A 24734-nucleotide genomic window follows, 5' to 3' on the forward strand; every position below is an offset into this window, starting at 1 on the left:
GTCGTGTGCCGAGAGGCGTTTATGCCACCAACCATGGCGTGCTGCACAACTCCGATTCGAGGTGGTTAACCAGCGCCTGGTAATCCACCAATGGTTCGCGCACGAAGTAGGCAACCTTGTGCCTCAAAATCGACAATGAGAAGGCTGCGTATAAGTCGGGACGTTGCTCTTCAAGCCATTGCAGCAGATTTTCGATCAGCGTTTGAGGTGATTGCTCGGCCAACTGTTTCAGTAATGATGCGGGTACTCGCCACCAGGGACTTGGCTTGGCTGCGGTCACCGGCCCGGTCGTCACCGTCAACGAGTCGCCATTGATCCAATAACAGCGAAACACCGGCAATACGCTGCCCGCTTCCTCTCCCAGTTTTTGCATAATCGGCAGAAACTGCAGGCCATCCCAAAAGCGTAAAAATACTGCGTGGCCATCGGCCAGGTATACCTTGGTCAAGCTTTGCAGATGTGCGATCACCACTTCCAAAGGGCTGGACGATACCGCCAGCCATCCCCAATCAGTGGTTTCGGTGGCGGCGATCCAGTCGAGAAAAGCGCTTCCTGGCTCGACGATACCCACGTAAGGCATTACCTCATCCCATTCGGCATATGGCGTACCTGCCCATAGCGATTGAGGGCGCATCCCCGCAGCTGTGGCTTGCCAGGCGGCCAACGGCCTGGCGGCACTGGCATTGCTCAGCACGGCATAGAGCTGTTCATTGGGGCGCAGCACGTCTTGTGCAAGCCAGGCACTGGGAGCCAAAGATGGATGCATTAGGACAAGTTCCTTTTTAAAGCTGACTGAAACACTCTTCATCTGCAAACGAGTGGGCAACCGATTCTGCACCGGCCCTTTATCCTGTTGGTCAAGCAGCTACTAAATCGGATAATCCCTACACCAAGTTCATTGTGACAAAAGTGTCAGGCTTGATTTCCCCGCCCTGGCATTTACCGCGGATGAGCTGAATCGTATGCGGAAAAATCAACCTTGAATATAAGCACTGAGCCGTCAGGTGTTACACCACCTAACAGCTTTCTCAGTGTGCCATTTTGCAGCGCGTGCGAGACAGCCTGATAGGCCGGCGTATTGGCTACTTCGGCACGCGCCGCCGAAGAGTTCGCCTCAGCAAGACAGTTATCCAACACCGAACTGACCCACGCATCGCTCAACTGCACATTCCCTCCCGCCCCCGCATCAGACATCGCTACAGAGCCTAACGTATTGCCATTGCCAACGCTTTTAATCTGCTTTGCCTCCAGTACGTATATATTTCCATTCGGCCCCTCTAACACCAGATCAAATCCACTTTTCCCATTCTTGTACTGCCCTCCTGGGAGCACCTTGTATCCGTCACGCTCAAGAGTGAGCTTCAGTATTTTCTCGTTAAGAGCACCCTTTTTATAATTATTTTCGGCTATCTTTATTGGAGAATTTTCATGCACTTGGTTAAGCGCATTCAGCGCTTGAATACTTTCAATTTGCTCCTGATTGTAAGTGCGAGCGGGATAGCGAACTGCCGCATTTCTTGAGGCTTGGTTAACATTCAAGCCTCCGCGCCCACCCGCAGCAGCGATGGATCCCAGCCCCTCGAAAGCGTCGAACCTCGGAGCCCACAACGGTAGCGGCAAGCCTTTGAGACTTACCTCCACCAAACTTTGAACTTGATCATAGGGAAGTCCATGCTTAAGCACATACTGATCGATAAGTGCATCTTGCCGAGAAGCCTCGGCCATCAGAATGGTAGGTTCAGTAGTGCGAATTATTTGTCGACCGTATTGTTTTATATATTCTTGTACCGCAACATCATTTGCAGTACGCACTCCGGCTTCCTTGTTGGCGCTCTCCGAAATACCGAGAAGACGTCTTACCATACTGCTCAGGACTTCCCGCCCCGCCATATCTGGCTCAGGTATCCAAGAACCTATTTCGAGACCTGGCTGTATAAATATATCAGGGGCCGACACATCGTCGCTGCCAATTATCTTCCAAGAAGCTTTATCAGCATCATAGTCTACGTTAAATATCTTCCCCTCAATCTGAACATAATTGCTGGTTTTAAGATCCGAACCGACCAGACTAATAATACCTTCCTGCGTATAGTGCCCGCACTCTGTAGCAACCCCATCCTTTATCTTCCAAAGAGGATAATTAGTCAGTTCCCCTTCCTGATTGAAGTTTCTAACCCTTCGATAGCCTTCCGGAGCAAATATTGATTCCTTACCTATGGATATCAATTCATATCCAGGAGGCACATCGATAGGCGTTTGGCCAACCGTCCGGACTTCATAGGGGTCAAGCGTGATAGTGCCTTGCCAAGCCTCAGGCTGGGAAGGAGGCTGCCATGCTCCCCCCGCAGTGCGCATGGAGTGCCAAATTCCGCTTGCATCCGGCTTGGCGACTCTCGCAGTGCTGACCAATAGAGAAGGGTTTTCAGGATCCCGCTGCCATAAGAGGTAGTGCTGGCCATCCATAGCATCCGGAGCAGCGCCAACAAAATACTGTCGCCCCTTGAACGTAATTTCCCTGGCCTCTGAAAGCTTCAGGCTAAATGGATTGAACGCGGCAGGCCGTTCAAAGACATACGGAAACCGCTCTTGGGATACGTTCAACGGCGGGCCGCCGCTACTCGATTGCGTTTCTACCGTTCTTGCACCTGACCGCGAGTTCGTATACTTACCAACTGCATGACTCATAGCCATCATCGCCACATCTGTCACGGCTGCCTTGAAACCGTTCTTACGCTCAGAATAGGTATCACCTTCGATGGCTTGATCCGTTTCCAGTCCTACTTGTGTCGTGAACGCCAAGGCATTGACGCCCATGCCAATGGGTCCCAAGAGCGCCAAGGGAATTGAGAACACTGCGTTGGCAGACTGGACGACTCCCAAAGCATCGTCCCTGTACACTTCCGAATTCGACTTGATCTGGGTATCCAAATCGGACTCTATGCGCGCCTGCGTCTCCCGGGCCATCATGGTGAAAACATCTTCTCGAACCCGCGAGTCGTTGACGTTGATATGATCACTATCGGCCTTCATCTCACCGCTACCGAGTTTGCTTAATGCGCTGTCAACACCGTTGACACTCAGCGAACCATATATTCCTTGCTGGCGATCGCTCAGGGAAAAGTGATGAGCAAGAGCGGCAGATTTGCCAGGGTCCTTCCCCTGCTCTACCACCCACCTTTGCAGTTCTGCCGTGTTCTGGAATACCTCAAAGACCGGGCACGCACCGGGGATGTAGAGAATTTGTTTACCCCGCTCGCCAACGAAACGCAGGATATCGGTGGCATGGTAGCCGTTGATATCAAAACGCATGACCTGGCTGCTGGCACCAGGCGCTGCCGTTGCTTGTAGTTGCTCAGACGTCGTTGGTGCATTCAATGGAAGGTCCGGTGCCCCGCCCCCCATCACCAAGGCATACTCTGCGGGATTTAGCGTGTTGGCGTTCAGCGCCTTGCGCGCTTCATCAACAAAATGGCCTTTGGCCGCGGAGCGCCATTGTGCACGATGATCAGTCCAGAACTTTTTGACGTTTCCAGTCAGCATGTTCTGCACATCCCCTGTGCGTACGATATCTAAGAACTGCGAAGGTTTTAGCGGCAGTTCATTACGGGCGTCATAACTATCCTTGTCGGGACCATCCGTATAAATACCATAGACCGCATCCAAGTCACGCCAACTCTCTATTGCACTCGGCACATCATCTTTTATTTTCGAATAGATATAACCCGGCAGGGTTCTATCAGCAATCAACCTCCCCAGACGCCCGAAAAAATCTGAAACACTACTACTATCCAGCAGCGAAAACGGACTAACGTTAGAACTTGCAAAGTGCGCTGTACTCTCAACTCTTCCAACCCAACGGTAGCGTTCGGCGGAAAAGAAATTGCTGGTCACAGCCTCGGTCAATGTCATCGACTGTTCAGGTTTACCTGAATATTTCCAACCGGTACTGGTATCTGCGGAATGAGCACCTTGGCTTTTGGAAAAACGATGTAAATAAACCTTATCAGGATCAACGAGTCTACCCGTGGCCGCCAGCACCTGCTGTTGTAACCATTTCTTTAGTGATGCATTAGGATCATACACACTGGCTGACGTGCTTAATTTGGACAGAGAATCAAAATTCTGCACCGTTTCAACCGGCGGATTCTTAACCGCCTCAAGTGCTGCACGCCCGGAGCTAAAAGACGGCATCATGGTTAACACCTCAACTTTAAGTTTTCAATAGACGACTACCAACCCGTACAGCAATAACCTCAAGGCCCGGACATGCCAGCAGGCGTGCTATATATTTACCTCACGCCCTCAAGCGTGACCACAACCTTAAAGTTGAAATATGTTTCCGCCGCTCTTTTCAGAAAATAAATAAAGATTTATAAAACATTTTTCCCTTCATCGATAAATTTACTCTTCAGAGACAGCGCCATAACAACATCACTTAAGTGCTCATCGGTCCAGGCTGGTAACAAATAAGCCCCACTTAACCCTACATTGCCTACGGCCTTGATCCGAAGAACAAAGCCACTATCAGCCAATGCCTACACACTGTTCAGTTTTAGAGGTGTGCAACATGGTCATGCTGAGCAAAATCGCACTGCCCGCTTTTGCAGCGCTCGCACTCCTCGCAAAATGGAGCACTGCGTTTCAGGCTGGCGACCTGTACGAGGCTCAGTGGAGCAGGAATAACCGCCAGTAATTGCCCATTGAACCCTGGTATCAATGGCGCAGCCGCCGAAACAGGCCCGCCTCCGAGCTGGATCGGCACACTGCTGAAAATCCCGGCCGCCGACAGCGTGATCGACTGCCCTCCTGCTTGAATGGTCACACTGACACCCGCATCAATAACGATGCTTTGCCCAGCCCCCAACTGAATGGTCTGCCCGGCACGCATATGCTGCGAACCGCCGACCACCAGATGATCATCCTGCTTGAGTTCAGTTACGCGATTGCCATGTGTGATGCGCTGCTCTTCGCCCTGCAACTCATGGTACGACTCACCGCCCACCCGCACACGACGCCGGTTATCGACCCGCACCTGCTGGTCATTCAGCACATGCTGGGTCCAGTCGCGCTGGGCGCGCAGGTAGATCTCCTCGGCGCCCTTGCGGTCTTCGATACGTAATTCGTTGTAGCCTCCACCCCCCGGGCTGCTCTGGCTACGCCATATGCTGCGGGTTTTGTCCGCCGGCAGATCGAGAGGCATCGCCGTGGCGGCATTTGGCAGGCATCCCACCACCAGCGGCATATCCAAGTCGCCATTGACGAAGCCCACCAGCACTTCCATGCCGACCCTGGGGATCAGCACCGCACCATAGCAGTCATGGGCCCAGCCGCTGGCGACCCGCAACCAGCAACTGGAATGCTCGTCGTGCTCACCTACGCGGTCCCAGGCCAGTTGCACCTTGACGCGACCGTATTCATCACAATGGATTTCACTGCCCGCCGGGCCAGTGACCACGGCGCTTTGATAACCCGATACGCTCGGGCGCGGCTGCTCAGCCAAGGGCGGGCGAAAGACTGCATCCCAGGGTGCGGCGGCAAATGTATTGCGATACCCCTGGCGAAATTCTCCCCCAGCCACCTCGGTGACCGCTTCCTCCAGTACCTGGGGCTGCTTGCCTTCGTGGGTCACTTGCGTCACCAGCCACAAGTCGTTCCAGCCCTCGCACGGGTGGTCCCGCAGCTGCAGGAACCGACCGCTGGCCAAGGCCGGCTCGTCACCTTGGCCATAGGCAACCCGATAGTCACTACGGTGCCGCTCCAAGCCACGCTGGGCGAGATACTTCCCATGGGCCCGGTCGGAAAAATGGCCGGGGAATTGTTGCATTTCAAGCGTTGGGGGCTGTTTGTCGCCGGCCGCGCTTTCCAGCTCAAGACGTGGTTTGCGAAAATCATAATCGCGCAGGTTGAGCGCCGTGGTGCGGGTTGCCAGCTGCAGCGTAAAGCGCTTGATCGCGGGGGTATCGGCAACCATTCCCGAGCCGGGTCGGTAAGGTGTGGGCTGTTCCGCCTGGGCAAACACGGTCTGGTCATCGCCAAACACCAGCAGGTGCCCCTCGCAAGCATGTTGGAAGTGATAGTGAATGCCCAATTCGGCACACAGGCGCTGGATGAACGCCAGGTCAGTCTCACCGAACTGCACGCAGTACTCGCGTTCAGGGTAATGGCCGCTAAGCCGGAACTCGAAGCGATCACTTTGGATACCTTGCCCAATCAACACCTGCGCAACAATCTGCGGCACCGTCTTATGTTGAAAAATACGTTGCTGGCCGCTGTGCGCCAGGTACGCCAAGTGCGGCACCAGACTGAGCTGGTAACGCGTCAGGCGTCGTCCGGAATCGCCCTGGGCGACCCGATAAACCAAGCCGTGAACACCATGGCCCTGCTCATTGAAACTCAAGTACACCTGGCGATGCAGCAAGCCCTCCAAATCAAGATCCGGTTGCTCGCTGACCAGCTCAAGTTCAAAACGGTAAGGCTGGCTGATGGCCTCGGTGCCGCTGAACTTGAACACCTTTAAGTCGCTGGGCACCCCATCAAGGGCCAGGGTAAATGCACTTTGATTGGCAGGAGCGAACATCCGGTGTTTCTCTGCGAAGGGTGGGCGGTCGATTCTGCACCAGCTTGTTGCCGGCCAGGACTCCTCGCAGGCAAATCAGTAAGGTCCTACCCTTGGCTTCATTCGTCAGCAGCCGAAGGCTCGCACAAAAAAAGGCCCGGCATCCTCAGGACGCGGGCCTTTTTCACTCGTTCAACAGGCGTTAAACGCCCAAGGATTTACTTGTTGAGGTTGTAGTCTTTTTCCGCCGCATCAAAGCGCTCGACCATACCCGCAGTCGGTGCGCTCATCTTGCTCACGAAGTAGATCGCCAGGCTGGCGAAGATGAAGCCTGGGATGATTTCGTACAGCCCCAGCAGTTCGAAGTGCTTCCACACGATGACGGTGATCGCGCCGACTAGGATGCCGGCCAGTGCGCCGTTGCGAGTCATGTTTTTCCAGATCACCGAGATCAGCACCACAGGGCCGAACGCAGCGCCGAAGCCTGCCCAGGCGTAGCTGACCAGGCCCAGTACGCGGTTTTCCGGGTTGGCGGCCATGGCGATGGCGATCAAGGCCACTACCAGCACCATGATTCGGCCAACCCATACCAGCTCAAGCTGGGAAGCGCCTTTGCGCAGGAACGCCTTGTAGAAGTCCTCAGTCAGGGCGCTGGAGCACACCAACAACTGGCAGCTCAAAGTACTCATGACCGCCGCCAGGATCGCCGACAGCAATACACCGGCAATCCATGGGTTGAACAGGAGCTTGGCCAGTTCGATAAACACACGCTCAGGGTTTTCGGTCACCGGGCCTGCCACTTCCGGATGCGCCGAGAAGTAGGCGATACCGAAGAAGCCCACTGCCACGGTGCCGCCCAGGCACAGGATCATCCAGGTCATGGAGATGCGACGCGCCTTGGCGATCGACTTTACCGAATCCGCTGCCATGAAACGCGCAAGGATGTGCGGCTGGCCGAAGTAACCCAGGCCCCAGCCCATCAGCGAGATGATGCCGATGAAGGTGGTGTTCTTCAGCATGTCGAAGTTGGTCGGGTCCTTGGCTTCGATAGCCAGGAAGGTGGTGTCTACACCGCCGGTCGCCAGCAGCACGATGATCGGCGTCAGGATCAGCGCGAAGATCATCAGTGTGGCTTGTACGGTGTCGGTCCAGCTGACCGCCAGGAAACCACCGATAAAGGTGTAGGCAATGGTCGCCGCAGCACCGGCCCACAGCGCAGTCTCATAGGACATGCCGAAGGTGCTTTCGAACAGGCGGGCACCGGCGACGATGCCGGAAGCGCAGTAAATGGTGAAGAACACCAGGATCACCACGGCGGAGATGATCCGCAGCAGGCCGCTTTTGTCTTCGAAGCGGCTGGAGAAGTAATCCGGCAAGGTCAGGGCGTCGCCGTTGTGTTCGGTCTGCACCCGCAGGCGGCCGGCCACGAACAACCAGTTGAGGTAGGCACCGACGATCAGGCCAATGGCAATCCAGCTTTCCGACAGGCCGGACATGTAGATCGCGCCCGGCAAGCCCATCAACAACCAGCCGCTCATGTCGGAAGCACCGGCTGACAAGGCTGTTACCACGCTACCGAGGCTGCGACCGCCGAGGATGTAATCGGAAAGGTTGTTGGTGGAGCGATAGGCCATCAGGCCGATCAGCACCATTGCTGCGATGTAGATCACGAACGTGATCAGGGTTGGATTGCTAACGCTCATAGGAGTGACGCCCTGGCTTTGTTTTTATGTAGCGACGGTCAGTCGGACGACCATCGGTTCAGTAACCGGATAGACGAGCCCGCATGCCGCGCATTTATGACTGGCGTTTCCCCAGGAAAGCCGCCAGCCGATGAACCACCCCTAGAGATGGTTGCACCTTGGTGCGCGAATGCTATTCAACAAAGCAAATAAGGTGCAACCAGTTTCTTTCGAATAAGTTGCACCCAAGTGTGTTTCTGGATAAACGCCCTGTTTTTGCTCCTTTTCGGAGCAAGAACAGCGGATCTCAGAAGCAAATGCACCAATGCAAAGCGGATTCGGCCGTGGGCCATATTTTTTCCGATCAACCGTCGAAAATTTCCTGAACAAAAGGGTTGCACCCGGTTGCACCTGCGCATGGGCAAAGCTAATCTTGCGGCCAGCAGATGCCACTCGGTAGTGGCACCCATGAGGATAATAAAGATGGCAACGACCACCCTTGGGGTCAAACTCGACGACCCGACCCGCGAACGCCTTAAGGCCGCTGCGACCTCAATTGATCGCACGCCGCACTGGCTGATCAAACAGGCGATTTTCAATTACCTGGAGAAACTCGAGGGTGGTGCAACCCTGTCCGAGCTCAATGGTTCGGGCAGCAAGGACGCCGAAGACGCAGGCGAGATCCAGGCCGATCACGCCCATCAATGCTTCCTGGAGTTCGCCGAAAGCATCCTGCCGCAATCGGTCCTGCGCGCCTCGATCACCGCCGCTTACCGCCGCCCAGAGCCGGAAGTGGTACCGATGCTGATCGAGCAGGCGCGCCTGCCGGTCGAAATGGCCGAAGCCACCAACAAACTGGCCGCCTCGATTGCCGAAAAACTGCGCAATCAGAAGAGCGCCGGTGGCCGTGCCGGTATCGTCCAAGGCCTGCTGCAAGAATTCTCCCTGTCGTCCCAGGAAGGCGTGGCACTGATGTGCCTGGCTGAAGCGCTGCTGCGCATCCCGGACAAAGGCACTCGTGACGCGCTGATCCGCGACAAGATCAGCACCGGTAACTGGCAGCCGCACCTGGGTAACAGCCCGTCGCTGTTCGTCAACGCCGCCACCTGGGGCCTGCTGCTGACCGGCAAATTGGTCGCTACCCATAATGAGGCGGGCTTGACCTCGTCCCTGAGCCGTATCATCGGCAAAAGCGGCGAGCCGATGATCCGCAAGGGCGTCGACATGGCCATGCGCCTGATGGGCGAGCAGTTCGTCACCGGCGAAACCATCGCCGAAGCCCTGGCCAATGCGAGCAAGTTCGAAGCCAAAGGCTTCCGTTATTCCTACGATATGCTCGGTGAAGCCGCACTCACCGAACACGATGCCCAGAAGTACCTGGCCTCGTACGAACAAGCCATTCACTCCATCGGCAAAGCCTCCCATGGCCGCGGGATCTATGAAGGCCCGGGCATCTCCATCAAGCTTTCCGCCCTGCACCCGCGCTACAGCCGCGCACAGTACGAGCGTGTGATGGACGAGCTGTACCCGCGCCTGCTGTCGCTGACCTTGCTGGCCAAGCAATACGACATCGGCCTGAACATCGACGCCGAAGAAGCCGACCGCCTCGAGCTGTCCCTGGACCTGCTCGAGCGCCTGTGCTTCGAGCCGCAACTGACTGGCTGGAACGGCATCGGCTTTGTGATCCAGGCTTACCAGAAGCGTTGCCCGTATGTGATCGACTACGTCATCGACCTGGCCCGCCGCAGCCGCCATCGCCTGATGATCCGCCTGGTAAAAGGCGCGTACTGGGACAGCGAAATCAAACGCGCCCAGGTCGAGGGCCTGGAAGGCTACCCGGTCTACACCCGCAAGGTGTACACCGACGTTTCCTACATTGCCTGCGCACGCAAACTGCTGTCGGTGCCGGAAGCCATCTACCCGCAGTTCGCCACGCACAACGCCCATACCCTGTCGGCCATCTACCATATCGCCGGTCAGAACTATTACCCCGGCCAGTACGAGTTCCAATGCCTGCACGGCATGGGTGAACCGCTGTACGAACAAGTGGTGGGCAAGGTTTCCGAAGGCAAGCTGAACCGTCCGTGCCGCGTATACGCGCCGGTCGGTACCCACGAAACGCTGCTGGCCTACCTGGTACGCCGCCTGCTGGAAAACGGCGCCAACACCTCATTCGTCAACCGTATCGCCGACCAATCGATCTCGATCCAGGAGCTGGTGGCCGATCCAGTGGCCAGCATCGAGCAGATGGCTACGCTGGAAGGTGGCTTCGGCTTGCCGCACCCGCGTATTCCGCTGCCGCGTGACCTGTATGGCAGCGACCGCGCCAACTCGGCCGGTATCGACCTGGCCAACGAACACCGCCTGGCGTCGCTGTCCTGCGCCTTGCTGGCTACCGCCCACAACAACTGGAGAGCCGCGCCGATGCTCGGTTGCGCCTCCAGCCAGGAAGCGGCCCAGCCGGTGCTGAACCCGTCTGATCTGCGTGATGTGGTCGGCCACGTACAGGAAGCCACTGTCGAAGACGTCGACAACGCGATCCAGTGCGCCATCAGCGCCGCACCGATCTGGCAGGCCACCCCGCCCGCCGAACGCGCCGCGATCCTGGAGCGTGCCGCCGACCTGATGGAAGGCGAGATCCAGCCGCTGATGGGCCTGCTGGCCCGCGAAGCCGGCAAGACCTTCGCCAACGCCATCGCCGAAGTGCGTGAAGCCGTGGACTTCCTGCGGTACTACGCGGTGCAGGCGCGCAACGATTTCACCAATGACGCCCATCGCCCACTGGGCCCGGTGGTATGCATCAGCCCATGGAACTTCCCGCTCGCCATCTTCAGCGGCCAGGTTGCTGCAGCATTGGCCGCCGGTAACCCGGTACTGGCCAAACCTGCCGAACAAACCCCGCTGGTCGCCGCCCAAGCCGTGCGCATCCTGCTAGAAGCCGGTATTCCGGAAGGCGTGCTGCAACTGCTGCCGGGCCAGGGCGAAAGCGTCGGTGCCCGCCTGGTGGGTGATGATCGCGTCAAAGGCGTGATGTTCACCGGCTCCACCGAGGTTGCGCGCCTGCTGCAACGCAATGTTGCCGGGCGCCTGGACGCCCAGGGTCGCCCGATCCCACTGATCGCCGAAACCGGTGGCCAGAACGCAATGATCGTTGACTCGTCGGCACTCACTGAACAGGTGGTGATCGACGTGGTGTCCTCGGCCTTCGACAGCGCCGGCCAACGCTGCTCGGCCCTGCGTGTACTGTGCCTGCAGGAAGATTCGGCAGACCGCGTGATCGAAATGCTCAAGGGCGCCATGGCTGAATGCCGCCTGGGCAACCCTGAGCGTCTGTCGGTGGACATCGGCCCGGTGATCGACGCCGAAGCCAAGGCCGGCATCGAAAAACACATCCAGGCCATGCGCGATAAAGGCCGCACGGTGTACCAGGTGGCGATTGCCGACGGTGAAGAGATCAAGCGCGGCACCTTCGTGACGCCAACCCTGATCGAACTGGAAAGCTTCGACGAACTGCAACGGGAAATCTTCGGCCCGGTGCTGCACGTGGTGCGCTACAAGCGCAAAGAGATCGACCAGTTGATCGGCCAGATCAACGCGTCGGGCTACGGCCTGACCCTGGGCGTGCACACCCGCATCGACGAAACCATCGCCAAGGTGATCGACAACGTCAATGCCGGTAACGTCTACGTCAACCGCAACATCGTGGGTGCCGTGGTCGGCGTGCAACCGTTCGGCGGCGAAGGCCTGTCGGGCACCGGCCCGAAAGCCGGTGGCCCGCTGTACCTGTACCGCCTGCTGTCGACTCGTCCTACCGATGCAATCGAGCAATCCTTTGTACGGGGTGACAAGTTGGCGGCGCCGGATGTACGTCTGCGCGATGCCATGAGCCAAGCGCTGACCTCTCTGAAGTCCTGGACCGACAGCAATAAGTTCAGTGAACTGAGCGCGCTGTGCACGCAGTTTGCCGCGCAGTCGCAAAGCGGTATCACCCGCCAACTGGCCGGCCCGACCGGTGAGCGCAACAGCTATGCCATCCTGCCGCGCGAGCACGTGCTGTGCCTGGCTGAAGTGGAAGGCGACTTGCTCACTCAACTGGCGGCGGTGTTGGCGGTAGGCGGCTCGGCGGTATGGCCGGAAACCGAGCTGACCAAAGCGTTGTTCGCACGCCTGCCGAAGGATATTCAGGCGAAGATCAAGCGCGTGGCTGACTGGACCAAAGACGACGTGGTGTTCGATGCCGTCCTGCACCACGGCGATTCCGACCAATTGCGTGCGGTATGCCAGCAAGTGGCGCAGCGTGGTGGGGCGATTGTTGGGGTGCATGGTATGTCTCAGGGTGAGACGGCCATTGCCCTGGAGCGTTTGGTGATCGAGCGGGCGTTGAGCGTCAACACCGCAGCGGCAGGCGGTAACGCCAGCCTGATGACTATCGGTTAAAACCTGTGGGGGGGCTTGCTCCCGATAGCGGAGTGTCAGTCAGCACATTGGACACTGACACACTGCTATCGGGAGCAAGCCCCCTCCCACATTGACTGCACTTCAATTACCTGCCTGCGTTTTGCCCTTCCATCACCCAGATCAATCTTGCTATCCAGCCTATATTCACGCGCTTAGACTCAGGCCAATTCCTCCAAAGGTAAGCCGCCATGTCCGAGTCGCTGCTCAGTTCCCGCAATCTGGCTTTCGAGCTGTATGAAGTCCTCGATGCCGAGGGCCTGACCCAGCGCGAGCGGTTTGCCGAACACAATCGCGAAACCTTCGATGCAGCCATTAGCACCGCGCGCAACATCGCCGAAAAGTACTTCGCCCCCCACAACCGCAAGAATGATGAAAACGAACCGCGCTATGAAGACGGCCAGGCCATCCTGATTCCGGAGGTCAAACCCGCCGTAGATGCCTTCCTGGAAGCCGGTTTCCTCAACGCCGCACGCAGTTTCGAAGCCGGTGGCATGCAACTGCCGACACTGTTGTCCCAGGCGTGCTTCGCCCACTTCCAATCGGCCAACGCCGCATCGACCTCCTACCCGTTCCTGACCATGGGCGCCGCCAACCTGATCGAAAGCTTCGGCACCGAAGAGCAGAAACAACGCTTCCTGCAACCGATGATCGAAGGACGTTTCTTCGGAACCATGGCCCTGACCGAGCCCCATGCTGGTTCATCCCTATCGGATATTCGTACCCGCGCTGAACCTGCGGCTGACGGCAGTTATCGACTCAAGGGTAACAAGATCTTCATCTCCGGCGGTGACCACTCGCTGTCGGAAAACATCGTGCATATGGTGCTGGCCAAGCTGCCCGACGCCCCTGCCGGCGTGAAAGGTATTTCGCTGTTTATCGTGCCTAAGTTCCTGGTCAACGATGACGGTAGCCTGGGCGCTCGCAACGACGTGTTGCTGGCCGGGCTGTTTCACAAGATGGGCTGGCGCGGCACCACGTCCACCGCGCTGAACTTCGGGGATAACGGTGACTGTGTCGGCTATCTGGTGGGCAAACCCCACCAGGGTTTGAGTTGCATGTTCCAAATGATGAATGAGGCGCGCATCGGCGTGGGCATGGGCGCGGTGATGCTCGGTTACGCCGGCTACCTTTACTCGCTGGAGTACGCCCGCGAACGCCCACAGGGCCGTCTGCCGGACAGCAAGGACCCGAGCACCGCGCCGGTGTCGATCATCCAGCACGCCGACATCAAGCGCATGCTGCTGACCCAGAAAGCCTATGTGGAAGGCGCCTTCGACCTCGGTCTGTACGCGGCGCGGCTGTTCGATGACACCACCACCCTGCCCTCCGACGTCGAGCGCAAACAAGCCCACGAACTGCTCGATCTGCTCACGCCTATCGTCAAATCCTGGCCGTCGGAGTTTTGCCTCAAGGCCAACGAACTGGCGATCCAGATCCTCGGCGGCCATGGCTACACCCGCGAATACCCGGTGGAGCAGTACTATCGCGATAACCGCTTGAACCCGATCCACGAAGGCACCCACGGTATCCAGTCCCTGGACTTGCTCGGGCGCAAATTGGCACAGAACGGTGGAGCCGGTTTGAAACAGTTGATTCGCTTGATCGCCGAGACCGGTGCACGGGCGCAGCAGCACCCGTCACTTACGGCACTAAGGGAGCCATTGGAGCAACTGGTTAATCGACTGCAAAGCGTCACCATTGGCCTGCTGACCGATCTCGCCCAGGGCAAGGTCAACAGCAGCCTGGCGAACTCGGCACTGTACTTGAAGGTGTTCGGGCATACGGTGATCGGCTGGCGCTGGCTGGAACAGGCGATCCGCGCCGAAGAAGGGCTGGTCAAAGGCAATGCAGCCGATGTGGCCTTCTATAAGGGCAAGCTCCAGGCTGCCCGGTACTTTCTGACGTGGGAAGTACCAGGCTGCCATCATGAACTGGCGATTCTGGAGGCACGCGACGATACGTGCCTGGGGATGCAAGACGACTGGTTCTAGGGCTGCCCGATCACCTTGGAAATCACATCAACCGTGGCGCTGACTTGCTCTTGGTAACGGTCGAGTTCCTGCTGGTGCGCTTGCTGCATTTCGATCTGCTCGGCGCACAGGTTCAGCGCGGCCAATACCAATAATTTGTCACCGATCAGGGTCGGGTACTTTTTCTTGGTCACTGCCAGGGAAGCCTTGAGCATGGTCACAGCGTGCATCAGGGTCTGATCTTCGCCGGCCGGTGCCTTGATCGAGTAATCCTCTCCGAGAATCGAAACGACCTTTATCCCTTCATTCATGCGCTGACAGGCCCTGCGCTCACACGCTCAACCAGTGCCTGGATGCGAGCGGCGGTGGCGCCGTGCTTTTCTTCCTGCTCCATCAGGTTCAGTTGCAGGCTGTCGTTTTCATCCTTGGCACGGGCCAGTTCGGCCTTGAGGGATTCGTTGCTGCCCAGCAGCTCTTGATTCTGCTGTACGAGGTCGCTGACCAGTTGTTCCAATTGGCTGAGGGATGCTTCTAACATTTTGATTTCTCGGGCATTTAAAAAGGGCGGTGACGATAAAGAAAATTCACCTCGGATGCCAGGGTTATCCCCGGCGTGCGGCCCGATTATCCAGGGGCGGGCCGCACTTTCGAGCCTTAGTGACTGCATTTACCCGATCTGGTTCCTGAATCGTCCCAACCCCTCGTCAGATGCGACAAAAGCGCGCGGCCCCTTAAGACTTTAGTCCCATGGCCGATAAGGCAGGCACACCTCGTCCCATGGCCGCATGGATCGCGCTTCTCCCCAGGATTCCAGCATGTCTCTTCGTAATATGAATATCGCCCCGAGGGCCTTCCTCGGCTTCGCGTTTATTGGCGCCCTGATGTTGTTGCTCGGTGTGTTCGCCCTGAACCAGATGAGCAAGATCCGCGCAGCCACCGAAGACATCACCTCGGCCAGCGTACCCAGCATTCGTGCCCTCGACGAGTTCACCCAGCTGACCCTGCGCTTGCGCGTGTTGTCGTACCGTTTGCTGACCAACCGCGAGCCTGAGGTGCAGCAAAAAACCCTGGAAGCCTTTGAGTTGCGCAATCAGCAGATTCGCACGGCCCAGGGCGTCTACGAAAAACTCATCACCAGTACGCAAGAACGCAACGCCTACGACGAGTACGTGCGCCTGCTGGGCCAGTACCACCAGATTGAAGAGCGCATGAAGAGCCTGTCACGCGCCAATCAGATCGACGAGCTGCGCAACTTGCTGAACACCGAGTTGCTGAGCAACTCCGAGCAGGTCAACGCCGTATTGACCCGTTTGCTGGATATCAACAACGACGACGCCAACGCCACCAACCAGCAAGCCAAAGACCAGTACGAAATGGCCTTTGACCTGGTAGTGGGCCTGCTGGTGGTTGCCACGGCGCTGACCGTGTTGTTCGCCTGGCTGCTGACCCGCAGCATCACCCTGCCCATCGCCCGAGCGCTTGAAGCCGCCGAAGAAGTGGCCGAAGGTAACCTGACGCGCCCGATCACCGTAGACGGCAACGACGAAGCCGGCCGCCTGCTGGCCGCCATGGCCAAGATGCAAAACAAGCTGCGCGACACCCTGCAACGCATCGCCGGCTCCGCCACGCAACTGGCCTCTGCTGCCGAGGAGCTGAACGCCGTCACCGACGAAAGCGCCCGTGGCCTGACCCAGCAAAACAATGAAATCGAACAGGCGGCCACCGCCGTCAATGAGATGACCAGCGCCGTGGAAGAAGTCGCGCGCAATGCGGTCAGCACGTCCGAGGCCTCGCGCAACGCCACCACCTCCGCCGGTGATGGTCGTGACCTGGTGCAGGAAACCGTCAGTGCCATCGAACGCATGAGCGCCGACGTACAAGCCACCGCCTCGCTGATTGGCGACCTGGCCAATGAATCGCGGGATATCGGCAAGGTGCTGGACGTGATTCGCGGCCTGGCTGACCAGACCAACCTGCTGGCCCTGAACGCAGCAATTGAAGCCGCACGGGCCGGGGAAGCCGGGCGCGGTTTCGCCGTAGTGGCGGATGAAGTGCGGGCCCTGGCTCATCGCACCCAGCAATCCACCAGCGAGATCGAGCGCATGATCGGCAGCATCCAGACCGGTACTGAGCACGCAGTCGATTCGATGCGCAACAGCACCGAGCGGGCCGAGTCGACGCTGAACATTGCCAAGGGCGCGGGCATGTCGCTGGATACCATCAACACCGCGATTGTCGAGATCAACGAGCGCAACCTCGTCATCGCCAGCGCGGCGGAAGAGCAGGCGCAAGTGGCGCGGGAAGTGGACCGTAACCTGGTGAACATTCGTGATCTGTCGGTGCAATCCGCTACGGGCGCCGGCCAGACCAGCGCCGCGAGCAGCGAATTGTCGCGCCTGGCGGTGGACCTGAACGGGATGGTAGGCCGCTTCCGTCTATAACCCTGAAGCCCGCCCCCCTTTGTAGGAGCGAGCTTGCTCGCGAAAAACGCCAACGATAACGCGCGCGTCCTGAATAAACGTGGCGCCTGGGAGTTTTTCGCGAGCAAGCTCGCTCCTACACCTCCCACATTTGCTTTTGCGCAAATCAGAAAAAGCTTTTTGACAGCGCAGCATTTCAACAGGTTAGAATCCCTGGCACGCAGACTGCATGGTCAGTTTGCGCCCCGTCTTCCCTGCTCTGGAGTACTGCCTTTGAATGCGACGACCATCAACAGCCTGTTCTTGATCGGCGCGTTGCTGGTGAGTGCGAGCATTCTGGTGAGCTCCCTTTCGTCCCGCCTGGGTATCCCGATTTTGGTGATCATCCTGGCCGTGGGCATGACCGCCGGCGTCGATGGCGGCGGCATCATTTTCGATAACTACCCGACCGCCTACCTGGTGGGCAACCTCGCCCTGGCCGTGATCCTGCTCGACGGCGGGTTGCGCACACGGGTGGCGAGCTTCCGTGTGGCGCTGTGGCCGGCCTTGTCCCTGGCTACGGTGGGGGTGTTGATTACCACCGGCCTCACGGGCATGGCCGCGGCCTGGCTGTTCGACCTCAATATCATCCAGGGCTTGCTGATCGGCGCCATCGTCGGCTCCACGGACGCTGCAGCGGTGTTCTCGCTGCTGGGCGGCAAGGGCCTCAACGAACGGGTCAGCGCCAGCCTGGAAATCGAATCCGGCAGCAACGACCCGATGGCGGTGTTCCTCACCGTCACCCTGATCGACATGCTCGCCAGCGGCCAGACCGGCCTGCACTGGAGCCTGCTGACGCACCTTATCCGCGAATTCGGCATCGGCGGCCTGGTGGGCCTGGGCGGCGGCTGGCTGATGTTGCAATTGGTCAACCGTATCAACCTGGCCAACGGCCTGTATCCGATCCTGGTCATCGCCGGCGGCCTGTTCGTCTTCGCCCTGACCAACGCCCTGCACGGCAGCGGCTTCCTGGCCGTGTACCTGTGCGGCCTGGTGATTGGCAACCGCCCGGTGCGCAGCCGCCATGGCATTTTGCATATGCTCGATGGCATGGCCTGGCTGGCGCAGATCGGCATGTTCCTGGTGCTGGGCCTGTTGGTCACGCCCCATGACCTGCTGCCCATCGCCCTGCCAGCCCTGGGCCTGGCGCTGTGGATGATCCTGTTTGCGCGGCCGTTGTCGGTGATGGTCGGGCTGTTGCCGTTCAAGGCCTTCCACGGGCGCGAAAAAGCCTTTATCGCCTGGGTCGGCCTGCGCGGCGCGGTGCCGATCATCCTCGCGGTGTTCCCGCTGATGGCCGGCCTGCCCCATGCGCAGCTGTACTTCAACCTGGCGTTCTTTATCGTGCTGGTGTCGCTGCTGGTGCAGGGCACGAGCCTGCCGTGGGTGGCCAAGCTGCTCAAGGTCACCGTACCGCCGGACCCAGCCCCGATTTCCCGGGCCGCCCTGGAAGTGCACGTCACCAGCGAGTGGGAGCTGTTCGTCTACCGCCTGGGCGCGGAAAAATGGTGCATCGGCGCGGCCCTGCGCGAGCTGAAAATGCCCGAAGGCACGCGCATCGCCGCGCTGTTCCGGGGCCAGCAACTGCTCCATCCGTCGGGTAGTACGGTGCTTGAAGTCGACGATCTGCTCTGTGTGATCGGCCACGAACACAACCTGCCGGCCCTTGGCAAACTGTTCAGCCAGGCACCCCAACGGGGCCTCGACCTGCGCTTCTTCGGCGACTTCGTGCTCGAAGGCGATGCCCAGCTGGGCGCGGTTTCGGCCCTGTACGGGCTCAAGCTGGAGGGTATCGACCCGGACATGCCATTGAGCCGCTTCATTACCCAGAAGGTCGGCGGCGCGCCGGTAGTGGGCGACCAGGTGGAATGGAACAACACCATCTGGACCGTCGCGGTCATGGACGGGAACAAGATTGGCAAAGTCGGCGTCAGATTCCCCGAAGGAAGTCGCCCGGGCCCCGGACTCTTCCTCTAAACTGCGGGGCAATAACGCCCCGATTCTTCACCTTGCAAGACCGGTCTCTATGCCAACCCTGCGCACTTTTCTCGCCACTGCCCTGCTGGGCTTGACCCTTTGTGTCGGCAGCGTATACGCCGCCGACCCAGCAAAACCTGGATAAACTGCCCGATCGCAAGCTGCCCGACGCCGACATGAAGGCGTTGCAGGCGATCCTGCAGCAGACCCTGACCTACCTGGGCAACAAGCAGGATTACGAACAACGCCTGGCCGACCTCAAGCGCCAGCTGGAAGAGGCTCCGCGCCAGACCACCGAGAACCAACGCGAGCTGACCCGGCTCAAGGCCACCAAGGTCATCCCGGTGGCCCAACGCTACGCCACCCTGCCGGTGCCGCAGCTCGAGCAATTGCTGGTACAACGCACCACCCAGCAAGGCGATCTGCAAAAAGAGCTGGCCGAGGCCAACAGCCTGACCATCGCCGCACAGACCCGCCCCGAGCGCGCCCAGACCGAAATCAGCAGCAGCCAGACGCGCATCCAGCAGATCAACGCCACGCTCAAACTCGGCAAAGACAATGGCAAGGCTCTCAGCGGCGACCAGCGCAACCAGTTGAACGCTGAACTGGCGGCCCTGAATGCACTGATCCCCCTACGCCGCCAGGAATTGGCCGGCAACAGCCAACTGCAAGACCTGGGCAACAGCCAGCATGACCTGATCCAGGAGAAAACCGCGCGCCTGGAGCAGGAAATCCAGGACCTGCAAACCCTGATCAACCAGAAACGCCTGGCCCAATCCCAACAGACCGTCACCCAACAGTCCATCGAAGCGCAGAAAGCCGGTGGCAGCAGCCTGTTGGCCACGGAAAGCGCGGCGAACCTCAAGCTCTCCGATTACCTGCTCAAAAGCACCGACCGCCTCAACGATTTGACCCAGAAAAACCTGCAGACCAAGCAGCAACTGGACACCGTGACCCAGAGCGATTCGGCCCTGGACGAGCAGATCAACGTGCTCAAGGGCAGCCTGCTGCTGTCCAAGATTCTGTATAAGCAGAAACAGGCCCTGCCACGCCTTACCGTCGACCGCGACCTGGCCGACGATATCGCCAACATTCGCCTGTACCAGTTCGAGGTCAACCAGCAGCGCGAGCTGATCAGCTCCCCCAGTGCCTACGTGGATAAGCTGCTGGCCGACCAGCCGCCGGATGAAGTCACCCCGCAACTGCGGCGTACCTTGCTGGAGCTGGCGATCACCCGCAGTGACCTGCTGGAACGCCTGAGCCGCGAGTTGAGCGCACTGCTCAATGAATCCATCACCCTGCAACTGAACCAGAAACAACTGCTCAGCACCGCCACCACCCTGCGAGCGACGCTCGACGAACAGATGTTCTGGATCCCGAGCAACAAGCCGCTGGACACCGAGTGGCTGGAAACCGTGCCGGCTCACTTGAGCAAGCAGGTCACCACCTTGCCCTGGGCGTCCAGCGTCAGCGAGTTGTATGACGGCCTCACCCAACGCCCGCTGCTGTTCCTGCCGTTGCTGCTGCTGATCGGCGCGCTATTGTGGCGCCGTAATGCGCTGTATGTACGGCTGAAGAAGGTGCACCTGGACATCGGCCACTTCAAGCGCGACAGCCAGTGGCACACGCCCCAGGCCATCCTGATCAATGTCCTGCTGGCCATGCCGGTGGCCCTGGGCCTGGCGCTGTGCGGCTATGCGCTGCAGATTGACGCCCGCGGGCAAAACGCCAACCTGGGCTCGGCCCTGCTGCAGATCGCCCAGGCGTGGCTGGTGTTCTACACCGCCTACCGGATCCTGGCGCCGGGCGGCGTAGCCGAACTGCACTTTCGCTGGGAAAAGCCCCAAGTCGAGTTCCTGCAAGGCTGGGTGCGCAAGCTCGGCCTCGTGGTATTGGCCTTGGTGGCCGTGGTTGCGATTGCCGAACATCAGCCGGCGGCACTGGCCGAAGACGTTCTGGGCATCGCCGTAGTGCTCACCTGCTACGCGCTGATGGCATGGTTGCTGAGCCGCCTGCTGCTCAACAGCCCGACCCACGAAAAAGCCTCACTGTTTCGTAAGGCCATCGGGCTGCTGTTCACCGCCCTGCCGGTCGCGCTGTTTATTGCCGTGTGCTTTGGCTACTACTACACCGCACTGAAACTCAGCGACCGGCTGATCAACACCCTGTACTTGCTGATGTTCTGGCTGGTGATCGAGGCCACCTTCGTACGCTGGCTAAGCGTCGCCGCCCGGCGTTTGGCCTACGCCCGGGCCCTGGCCAAACGCCAGGCCGCCAAGGACGCCGGTGAAGGCGAATCCGTGGTGGAAGAGCCGACACTGGACATCGAAAAAGTCAATGAACAATCCTTGCGCCTGATCCGACTGGCCCTGCTCGGCGGCTTCATCGCGGCGTTGTACTGGGTGTGGTCGGATCTGATCTCGGTATTCTCATACCTGGATAACGTCACCCTGTACGAATACACCAGCGGCACGGGCGCGAATATCAGCATGGTGCCCATCAGCATCGGCGACCTGCTGGGCGCCTCGATCATCATCGGCATCACCTTCGCCCTGGCGCGCAACCTGCCCGGCCTGCTGGAAGTACTGGTGCTGTCCAAGCTGGACCTGGCCCAGGGCAGCGCCTACGCCACCACCACCTTGCTGTCCTACATCATTGCCGGCGTGGGCTTTGTGACCACGCTCTCCACCCTCGGTGTGAGCTGGGACAAGCTGCAATGGCTGGTGGCCGCGCTGTCGGTGGGCCTCGGTTTCGGTATGCAGGAGATCTTCGCCAACTTCATCTCCGGCATCATGATCCTGTTCGAACGCCCGGTGCGCATTGGCGATACCATCACCATCGGCAACCTGTCGGGAACGGTGAGCAAGATCCGCATTCGCGCCACCACCATCACCGACTTCGACAACAAGGACATCATCGTCCCGAACAAAACCTTCATTACCGGGCAACTGATCAACTGGTCGCTGACCGACACCATCACTCGGGTGACCCTCAAACTCGGGGTGGACTACGGCTCGGACCTGGACCTGGTGAAGGAATTGTTACTCAAAGCCGCACGGGAAAACCCTCGGGTACTGAAAGAGCCCGAACCCCACGTGTACTTCCTCAACTTCGGCGAAAGCACCCTGGACCACGAGTTGCGCATGCACGTACGCGACCTGGGCGACCGCAACCCGGTGCTGGACGAGGTCAACCGCTTTATCAACCGTGAGTTCAAGAAACAGCACATCAACATCTCGTTCAGGCAGATGGAGATCTACCTGAAAAACCTCCACGGCCAGGAATACAAACTGGTGCCGGCCGAGGACGAGCGCAAGACCATCGTCGAGCCCGTCGACAAGCCCGACGCACCGGAGCCACCCGCTGGCAAAGTGGTCGACGCGCCGGAGCCGCCACCGAGCAAACTCGACTAAACGCCCTATCCCCAGCAGAATGCTCGGACATTCTGCTGGAGATGGCCGGTGAAAGCCCTCGACGAACTGACCTTCGACAACCGCTTCGCACGCCTGGGCGACGCGTTCTCAACTCACGTGCTGCCAGAGCCGCTGGACGAACCGCGCCTGGTGGTGGCCAGCAAGGCCGCCATGGCCCTGCTTGACCTCGACCCGGCCGTGGCCGAAACACCGGTATTTGCCGAGCTGTTTGGCGGCCACAAGTTGTGGGCCGAGGCAGAACCTCGGGCGATGGTCTATTCCGGGCATCAGTTTGGCGGTTACACCCCGCAATTGGGCGATGGCCGCGGATTGTTGCTGGGCGAGGTCTACAACCAGGCCGGCGAACATTGGGATTTGCACCTCAAAGGCGCTGGCATGACGCCTTACTCGCGCATGGGCGACGGGCGCGCAGTATTGCGCTCATCGATCCGAGAATTCCTTGCCTCTGAAGCCCTGCATGCACTGGGCATCCCCAGCAGCCGCGCCCTGTGCGTTATCGGCTCGAGCATTCCGGTATGGCGTGAAAAACAGGAGCGTGGCGCCATGGTTCTGCGCCTGGCCCAGAGCCATATCCGCTTCGGGCATTTTGAGTACTTCTACTACACCAAGAAGCCCGAACAGCAGGCCGAGCTGGCCAAGCACGTGCTGAACCTGCACTACCCCGAGTGCCGCGAGCAGCCTGAGCCGTACCTGGCGATGTTCCGCGAAATCGTCGAGCGCAATGCCGAGATGATCGCCAAATGGCAGGCGTATGGCTTTTGCCATGGCGTGATGAACACCGACAACATGTCGATCCTCGGCATCACCTTCGACTTCGGGCCGTTTGCGTTCCTTGACGACTTTGATGCGCACTTCATCTGTAACCATTCCGACCATGAAGGGCGTTATTCCTTCAGCAACCAAGTGCCGATCGGGCAGTGGAACCTCAGCGCATTGGCCCAGGCGCTTACGCCGTTTATCAGCGTCGACGCCTTGAAAGAGGCACTTGGGCTGTACCTGCCGTTCTACCAGGCCCATTACCTGGACCTGATGCGCCGCCGGCTGGGGCTGACCACTGCCGAAGACGATGACCAGAAACTGGTGGAAGGCTTGCTCAAGCTGATGCAGAACAGTGGCGTGGACTACACGCTGTTCTTCCGGCGCCTGGGCGATGAGTCCGCGGAGCTTGCAGTGAAGCGGTTGCGCGACGACTTTGTCGACCTGGCTGGGTTCGATGCCTGGGCCGAGCGGTACATAGCTCGTGTTGCGCGGGACGGGGATTACACTCAGGAGCAGCGCCGTGGGCGCATGCATGCGGTGAACCCGCTGTACATCCTGCGCAACTACCTGGCACAAAACGCCATCGCCGCCGCCGAGGCGGGGGACTACAGCGAAGTGCGACGGCTGCATGAGGTGCTTTCCAAACCGTTTGAGGAACAAGCGGGGATGGAGCAATACGCGCAGCGGCCGCCGGATTGGGGCAAGCATTTGGAGATCAGTTGTTCGTCTTGACCTCTTAGATAAAGGTCTCCACAGACACCCCAAAACGCTCGGCCAGCCAACGAATCTGGCGCACGTTGAGCTGGCGTTTTCCGCTCAATACCTCAGAGACGACTGATTGCGCCCCAACCCCCGGAAGGTCGCTCTGGGTGAGGTTGTGCTCGCGCATCATGTAGCGCAGCACATCGACCCCGCTGGCGACGGGCATTGGGCGATGCTCGCGATCATAAGCTTCGATCCAGTCGCTCAGAATGTCGACCAGGCTCATCAGCGGGCTGTCCTCGTCTTCACCCACCAGGCTCAACAACTCATCCAAACCGCACACCAGTGCGTCGTAGTCTGCCTCGTTTTCCGGCTTGCGCAGCACAGGCGAAACGAATTGCCAGTGCTCTGCCGCCACTCGCATAAGTGCGCTCATCTGATTTTTTCCTTCCATTTGTCCTTCTCATAATCGCGATGGTCAAGCAGGTGCTTGATGTAAACGCGCTGCATTCGATACTGCACCGACGCAATCAACCTCAGCTTGTTACCGCCAATATCAAACACATGAAATTCACCTACCTTGTCCGTGGCTGGAAACATGGCTTTCATCGCAGCAAAGTCCTTGGGGGCGTTGCGCTTGATCACGCGATACCACTGATCCAGAGCCGTTGCCGAGCGCGGCCATTTTCCCTTTGCTTCCCAGATCCTGCTTTCACTGATGACTCGCATGCAACGTC

Annotated in this window: 12 protein-coding genes and 3 pseudogenes; 7 read left to right on the plus strand and 8 right to left on the minus strand. The window is 59.0% G+C overall.

All coding sequences use genetic code 11. The features are described 5' to 3' along the window. Nucleotides 1-19: 19 nt before the first annotated feature. From ASD70_RS18705 to putP, 4 genes are all read right to left on the minus strand, one after another. Nucleotides 20-766 (minus strand): DUF4123 domain-containing protein, encoded by a 747-nt coding sequence (locus ASD70_RS18705; RefSeq protein ID WP_056847132.1) that lies wholly within the window; start codon nt 764-766, stop codon nt 20-22. 173 nt (nt 767-939) lie between these two features. After that, complete coding sequence (locus tag ASD70_RS18710; protein WP_156382929.1) at nt 940-4194, minus strand: dermonecrotic toxin domain-containing protein; 3255 nt, start codon at nt 4192-4194, stop codon at nt 940-942. A 358-nt stretch (nt 4195-4552) separates the two neighbouring features. Beyond that, on the minus strand, nt 4553-6577 hold the full coding sequence (locus ASD70_RS18715; protein WP_056847134.1) for a type VI secretion system Vgr family protein: 2025 nt from the start codon (nt 6575-6577) through the stop codon (nt 4553-4555). 197 nt (nt 6578-6774) lie between these two features. Beyond that, nucleotides 6775-8259, minus strand: coding sequence for a sodium/proline symporter PutP (gene putP, locus ASD70_RS18720; protein ID WP_056847135.1), 1485 nt, complete (start codon nt 8257-8259; stop codon nt 6775-6777). 462 nt (nt 8260-8721) lie between these two features. Here putP and putA point away from each other — a divergent pair, with 462 nt between their 5' ends. Together putA and ASD70_RS18730 are read left to right on the plus strand one after the other, a co-directional pair. Further along, the gene (gene putA / locus ASD70_RS18725; RefSeq protein ID WP_056847136.1) at nt 8722-12675 is read left to right on the plus strand and encodes a trifunctional transcriptional regulator/proline dehydrogenase/L-glutamate gamma-semialdehyde dehydrogenase; all 3954 of its coding nucleotides are present in this window, start codon (nt 8722-8724) and stop codon (nt 12673-12675) included. A gap of 209 nt (nt 12676-12884) precedes the next feature. Further along, nucleotides 12885-14687 carry an acyl-CoA dehydrogenase gene (locus ASD70_RS18730; protein ID WP_056847137.1) on the plus strand — a complete coding sequence of 601 codons (1803 nt, stop codon included), beginning with the start codon at nt 12885-12887 and terminating at the stop codon, nt 14685-14687. Here the strand turns inward: ASD70_RS18730 and ASD70_RS18735 are convergent. Then, nucleotides 14684-14977 (minus strand): cell division protein ZapA, encoded by a 294-nt coding sequence (locus ASD70_RS18735; protein ID WP_043047201.1) that lies wholly within the window; start codon nt 14975-14977, stop codon nt 14684-14686. The genes ASD70_RS18730 and ASD70_RS18735 overlap by 4 nt on opposite strands. After that, nucleotides 14974-15204 (minus strand): hypothetical protein, encoded by a 231-nt coding sequence (locus ASD70_RS18740; RefSeq protein WP_003187970.1) that lies wholly within the window; start codon nt 15202-15204, stop codon nt 14974-14976. The genes ASD70_RS18735 and ASD70_RS18740 overlap by 4 nt, the downstream gene beginning before the upstream one ends. A gap of 343 nt (nt 15205-15547) precedes the next feature. Here ASD70_RS18740 and ASD70_RS30010 point away from each other — a divergent pair. The 5 genes and pseudogenes from ASD70_RS30010 to selO all read left to right on the plus strand — a co-directional run. Then, a pseudogene (locus tag ASD70_RS30010) lies at nt 15548-16204 on the plus strand (MCP four helix bundle domain-containing protein); the annotation flags it as partial. Between the two features lie 303 nt (nt 16205-16507). Then, a pseudogene (locus ASD70_RS30015) lies at nt 16508-17107 on the plus strand (methyl-accepting chemotaxis protein); the annotation flags it as partial. A gap of 252 nt (nt 17108-17359) precedes the next feature. Continuing rightward, nucleotides 17360-19102 (plus strand): potassium/proton antiporter, encoded by a 1743-nt coding sequence (locus tag ASD70_RS18750; RefSeq protein ID WP_005784108.1) that lies wholly within the window; start codon nt 17360-17362, stop codon nt 19100-19102. A gap of 49 nt (nt 19103-19151) precedes the next feature. Beyond that, nucleotides 19152-22515 (plus strand): annotated as a pseudogene (gene mscK / locus ASD70_RS18755) (mechanosensitive channel MscK). Between the two features lie 48 nt (nt 22516-22563). Beyond that, the gene (selO, locus tag ASD70_RS18760; RefSeq protein ID WP_056847138.1) at nt 22564-24027 is read left to right on the plus strand and encodes a protein adenylyltransferase SelO; all 1464 of its coding nucleotides are present in this window, start codon (nt 22564-22566) and stop codon (nt 24025-24027) included. Nucleotides 24028-24031: 4 nt separating this feature from the next. Here selO and ASD70_RS18765 read toward each other — a convergent pair whose 3' ends face one another. Both ASD70_RS18765 and ASD70_RS18770 read right to left on the minus strand, forming a co-directional pair. Then, nucleotides 24032-24433 carry a helix-turn-helix domain-containing protein gene (locus tag ASD70_RS18765; RefSeq protein ID WP_046070589.1) on the minus strand — a complete coding sequence of 134 codons (402 nt, stop codon included), beginning with the start codon at nt 24431-24433 and terminating at the stop codon, nt 24032-24034. After that, nucleotides 24430-24726, minus strand: coding sequence for a type II toxin-antitoxin system HigB family toxin (locus ASD70_RS18770; RefSeq protein ID WP_043047206.1), 297 nt, complete (start codon nt 24724-24726; stop codon nt 24430-24432). The genes ASD70_RS18765 and ASD70_RS18770 overlap by 4 nt, the downstream gene beginning before the upstream one ends. Nucleotides 24727-24734 lie beyond the last annotated feature (8 nt).

Origin of the sequence: Pseudomonas sp. Root569 (genome assembly GCF_001427465.1) — a bacterium.
Classification (GTDB): Bacteria; Pseudomonadota; Gammaproteobacteria; order Pseudomonadales; family Pseudomonadaceae; genus Aquipseudomonas; species Aquipseudomonas synxantha.

What these genes read in the sequence shown, in the direction of transcription:
- ASD70_RS18765 (WP_046070589.1), bottom strand. Translation starts at nt 24,433, where the DNA reads ATGAGCGCACTTATGCGAGTGGCGGCAGAGCACTGGCAATTCGTTTCG.
- ASD70_RS18710 (WP_156382929.1), bottom strand. Translation starts at nt 4,194, where the DNA reads ATGATGCCGTCTTTTAGCTCCGGGCGTGCAGCACTTGAGGCGGTTAAG.
- ASD70_RS18715 (WP_056847134.1), bottom strand. Translation starts at nt 6,577, where the DNA reads ATGTTCGCTCCTGCCAATCAAAGTGCATTTACCCTGGCCCTTGATGGG.
- putA (WP_056847136.1), top strand. Translation starts at nt 8,722, where the DNA reads ATGGCAACGACCACCCTTGGGGTCAAACTCGACGACCCGACCCGCGAA.
- ASD70_RS18735 (WP_043047201.1), bottom strand. Translation starts at nt 14,977, where the DNA reads ATGAATGAAGGGATAAAGGTCGTTTCGATTCTCGGAGAGGATTACTCG.
- ASD70_RS18740 (WP_003187970.1), bottom strand. Translation starts at nt 15,204, where the DNA reads ATGTTAGAAGCATCCCTCAGCCAATTGGAACAACTGGTCAGCGACCTC.
- putP (WP_056847135.1), bottom strand. Translation starts at nt 8,259, where the DNA reads ATGAGCGTTAGCAATCCAACCCTGATCACGTTCGTGATCTACATCGCA.
- ASD70_RS18705 (WP_056847132.1), bottom strand. Translation starts at nt 766, where the DNA reads ATGCATCCATCTTTGGCTCCCAGTGCCTGGCTTGCACAAGACGTGCTG.
- ASD70_RS18730 (WP_056847137.1), top strand. Translation starts at nt 12,885, where the DNA reads ATGTCCGAGTCGCTGCTCAGTTCCCGCAATCTGGCTTTCGAGCTGTAT.
- ASD70_RS18770 (WP_043047206.1), bottom strand. Translation starts at nt 24,726, where the DNA reads ATGCGAGTCATCAGTGAAAGCAGGATCTGGGAAGCAAAGGGAAAATGG.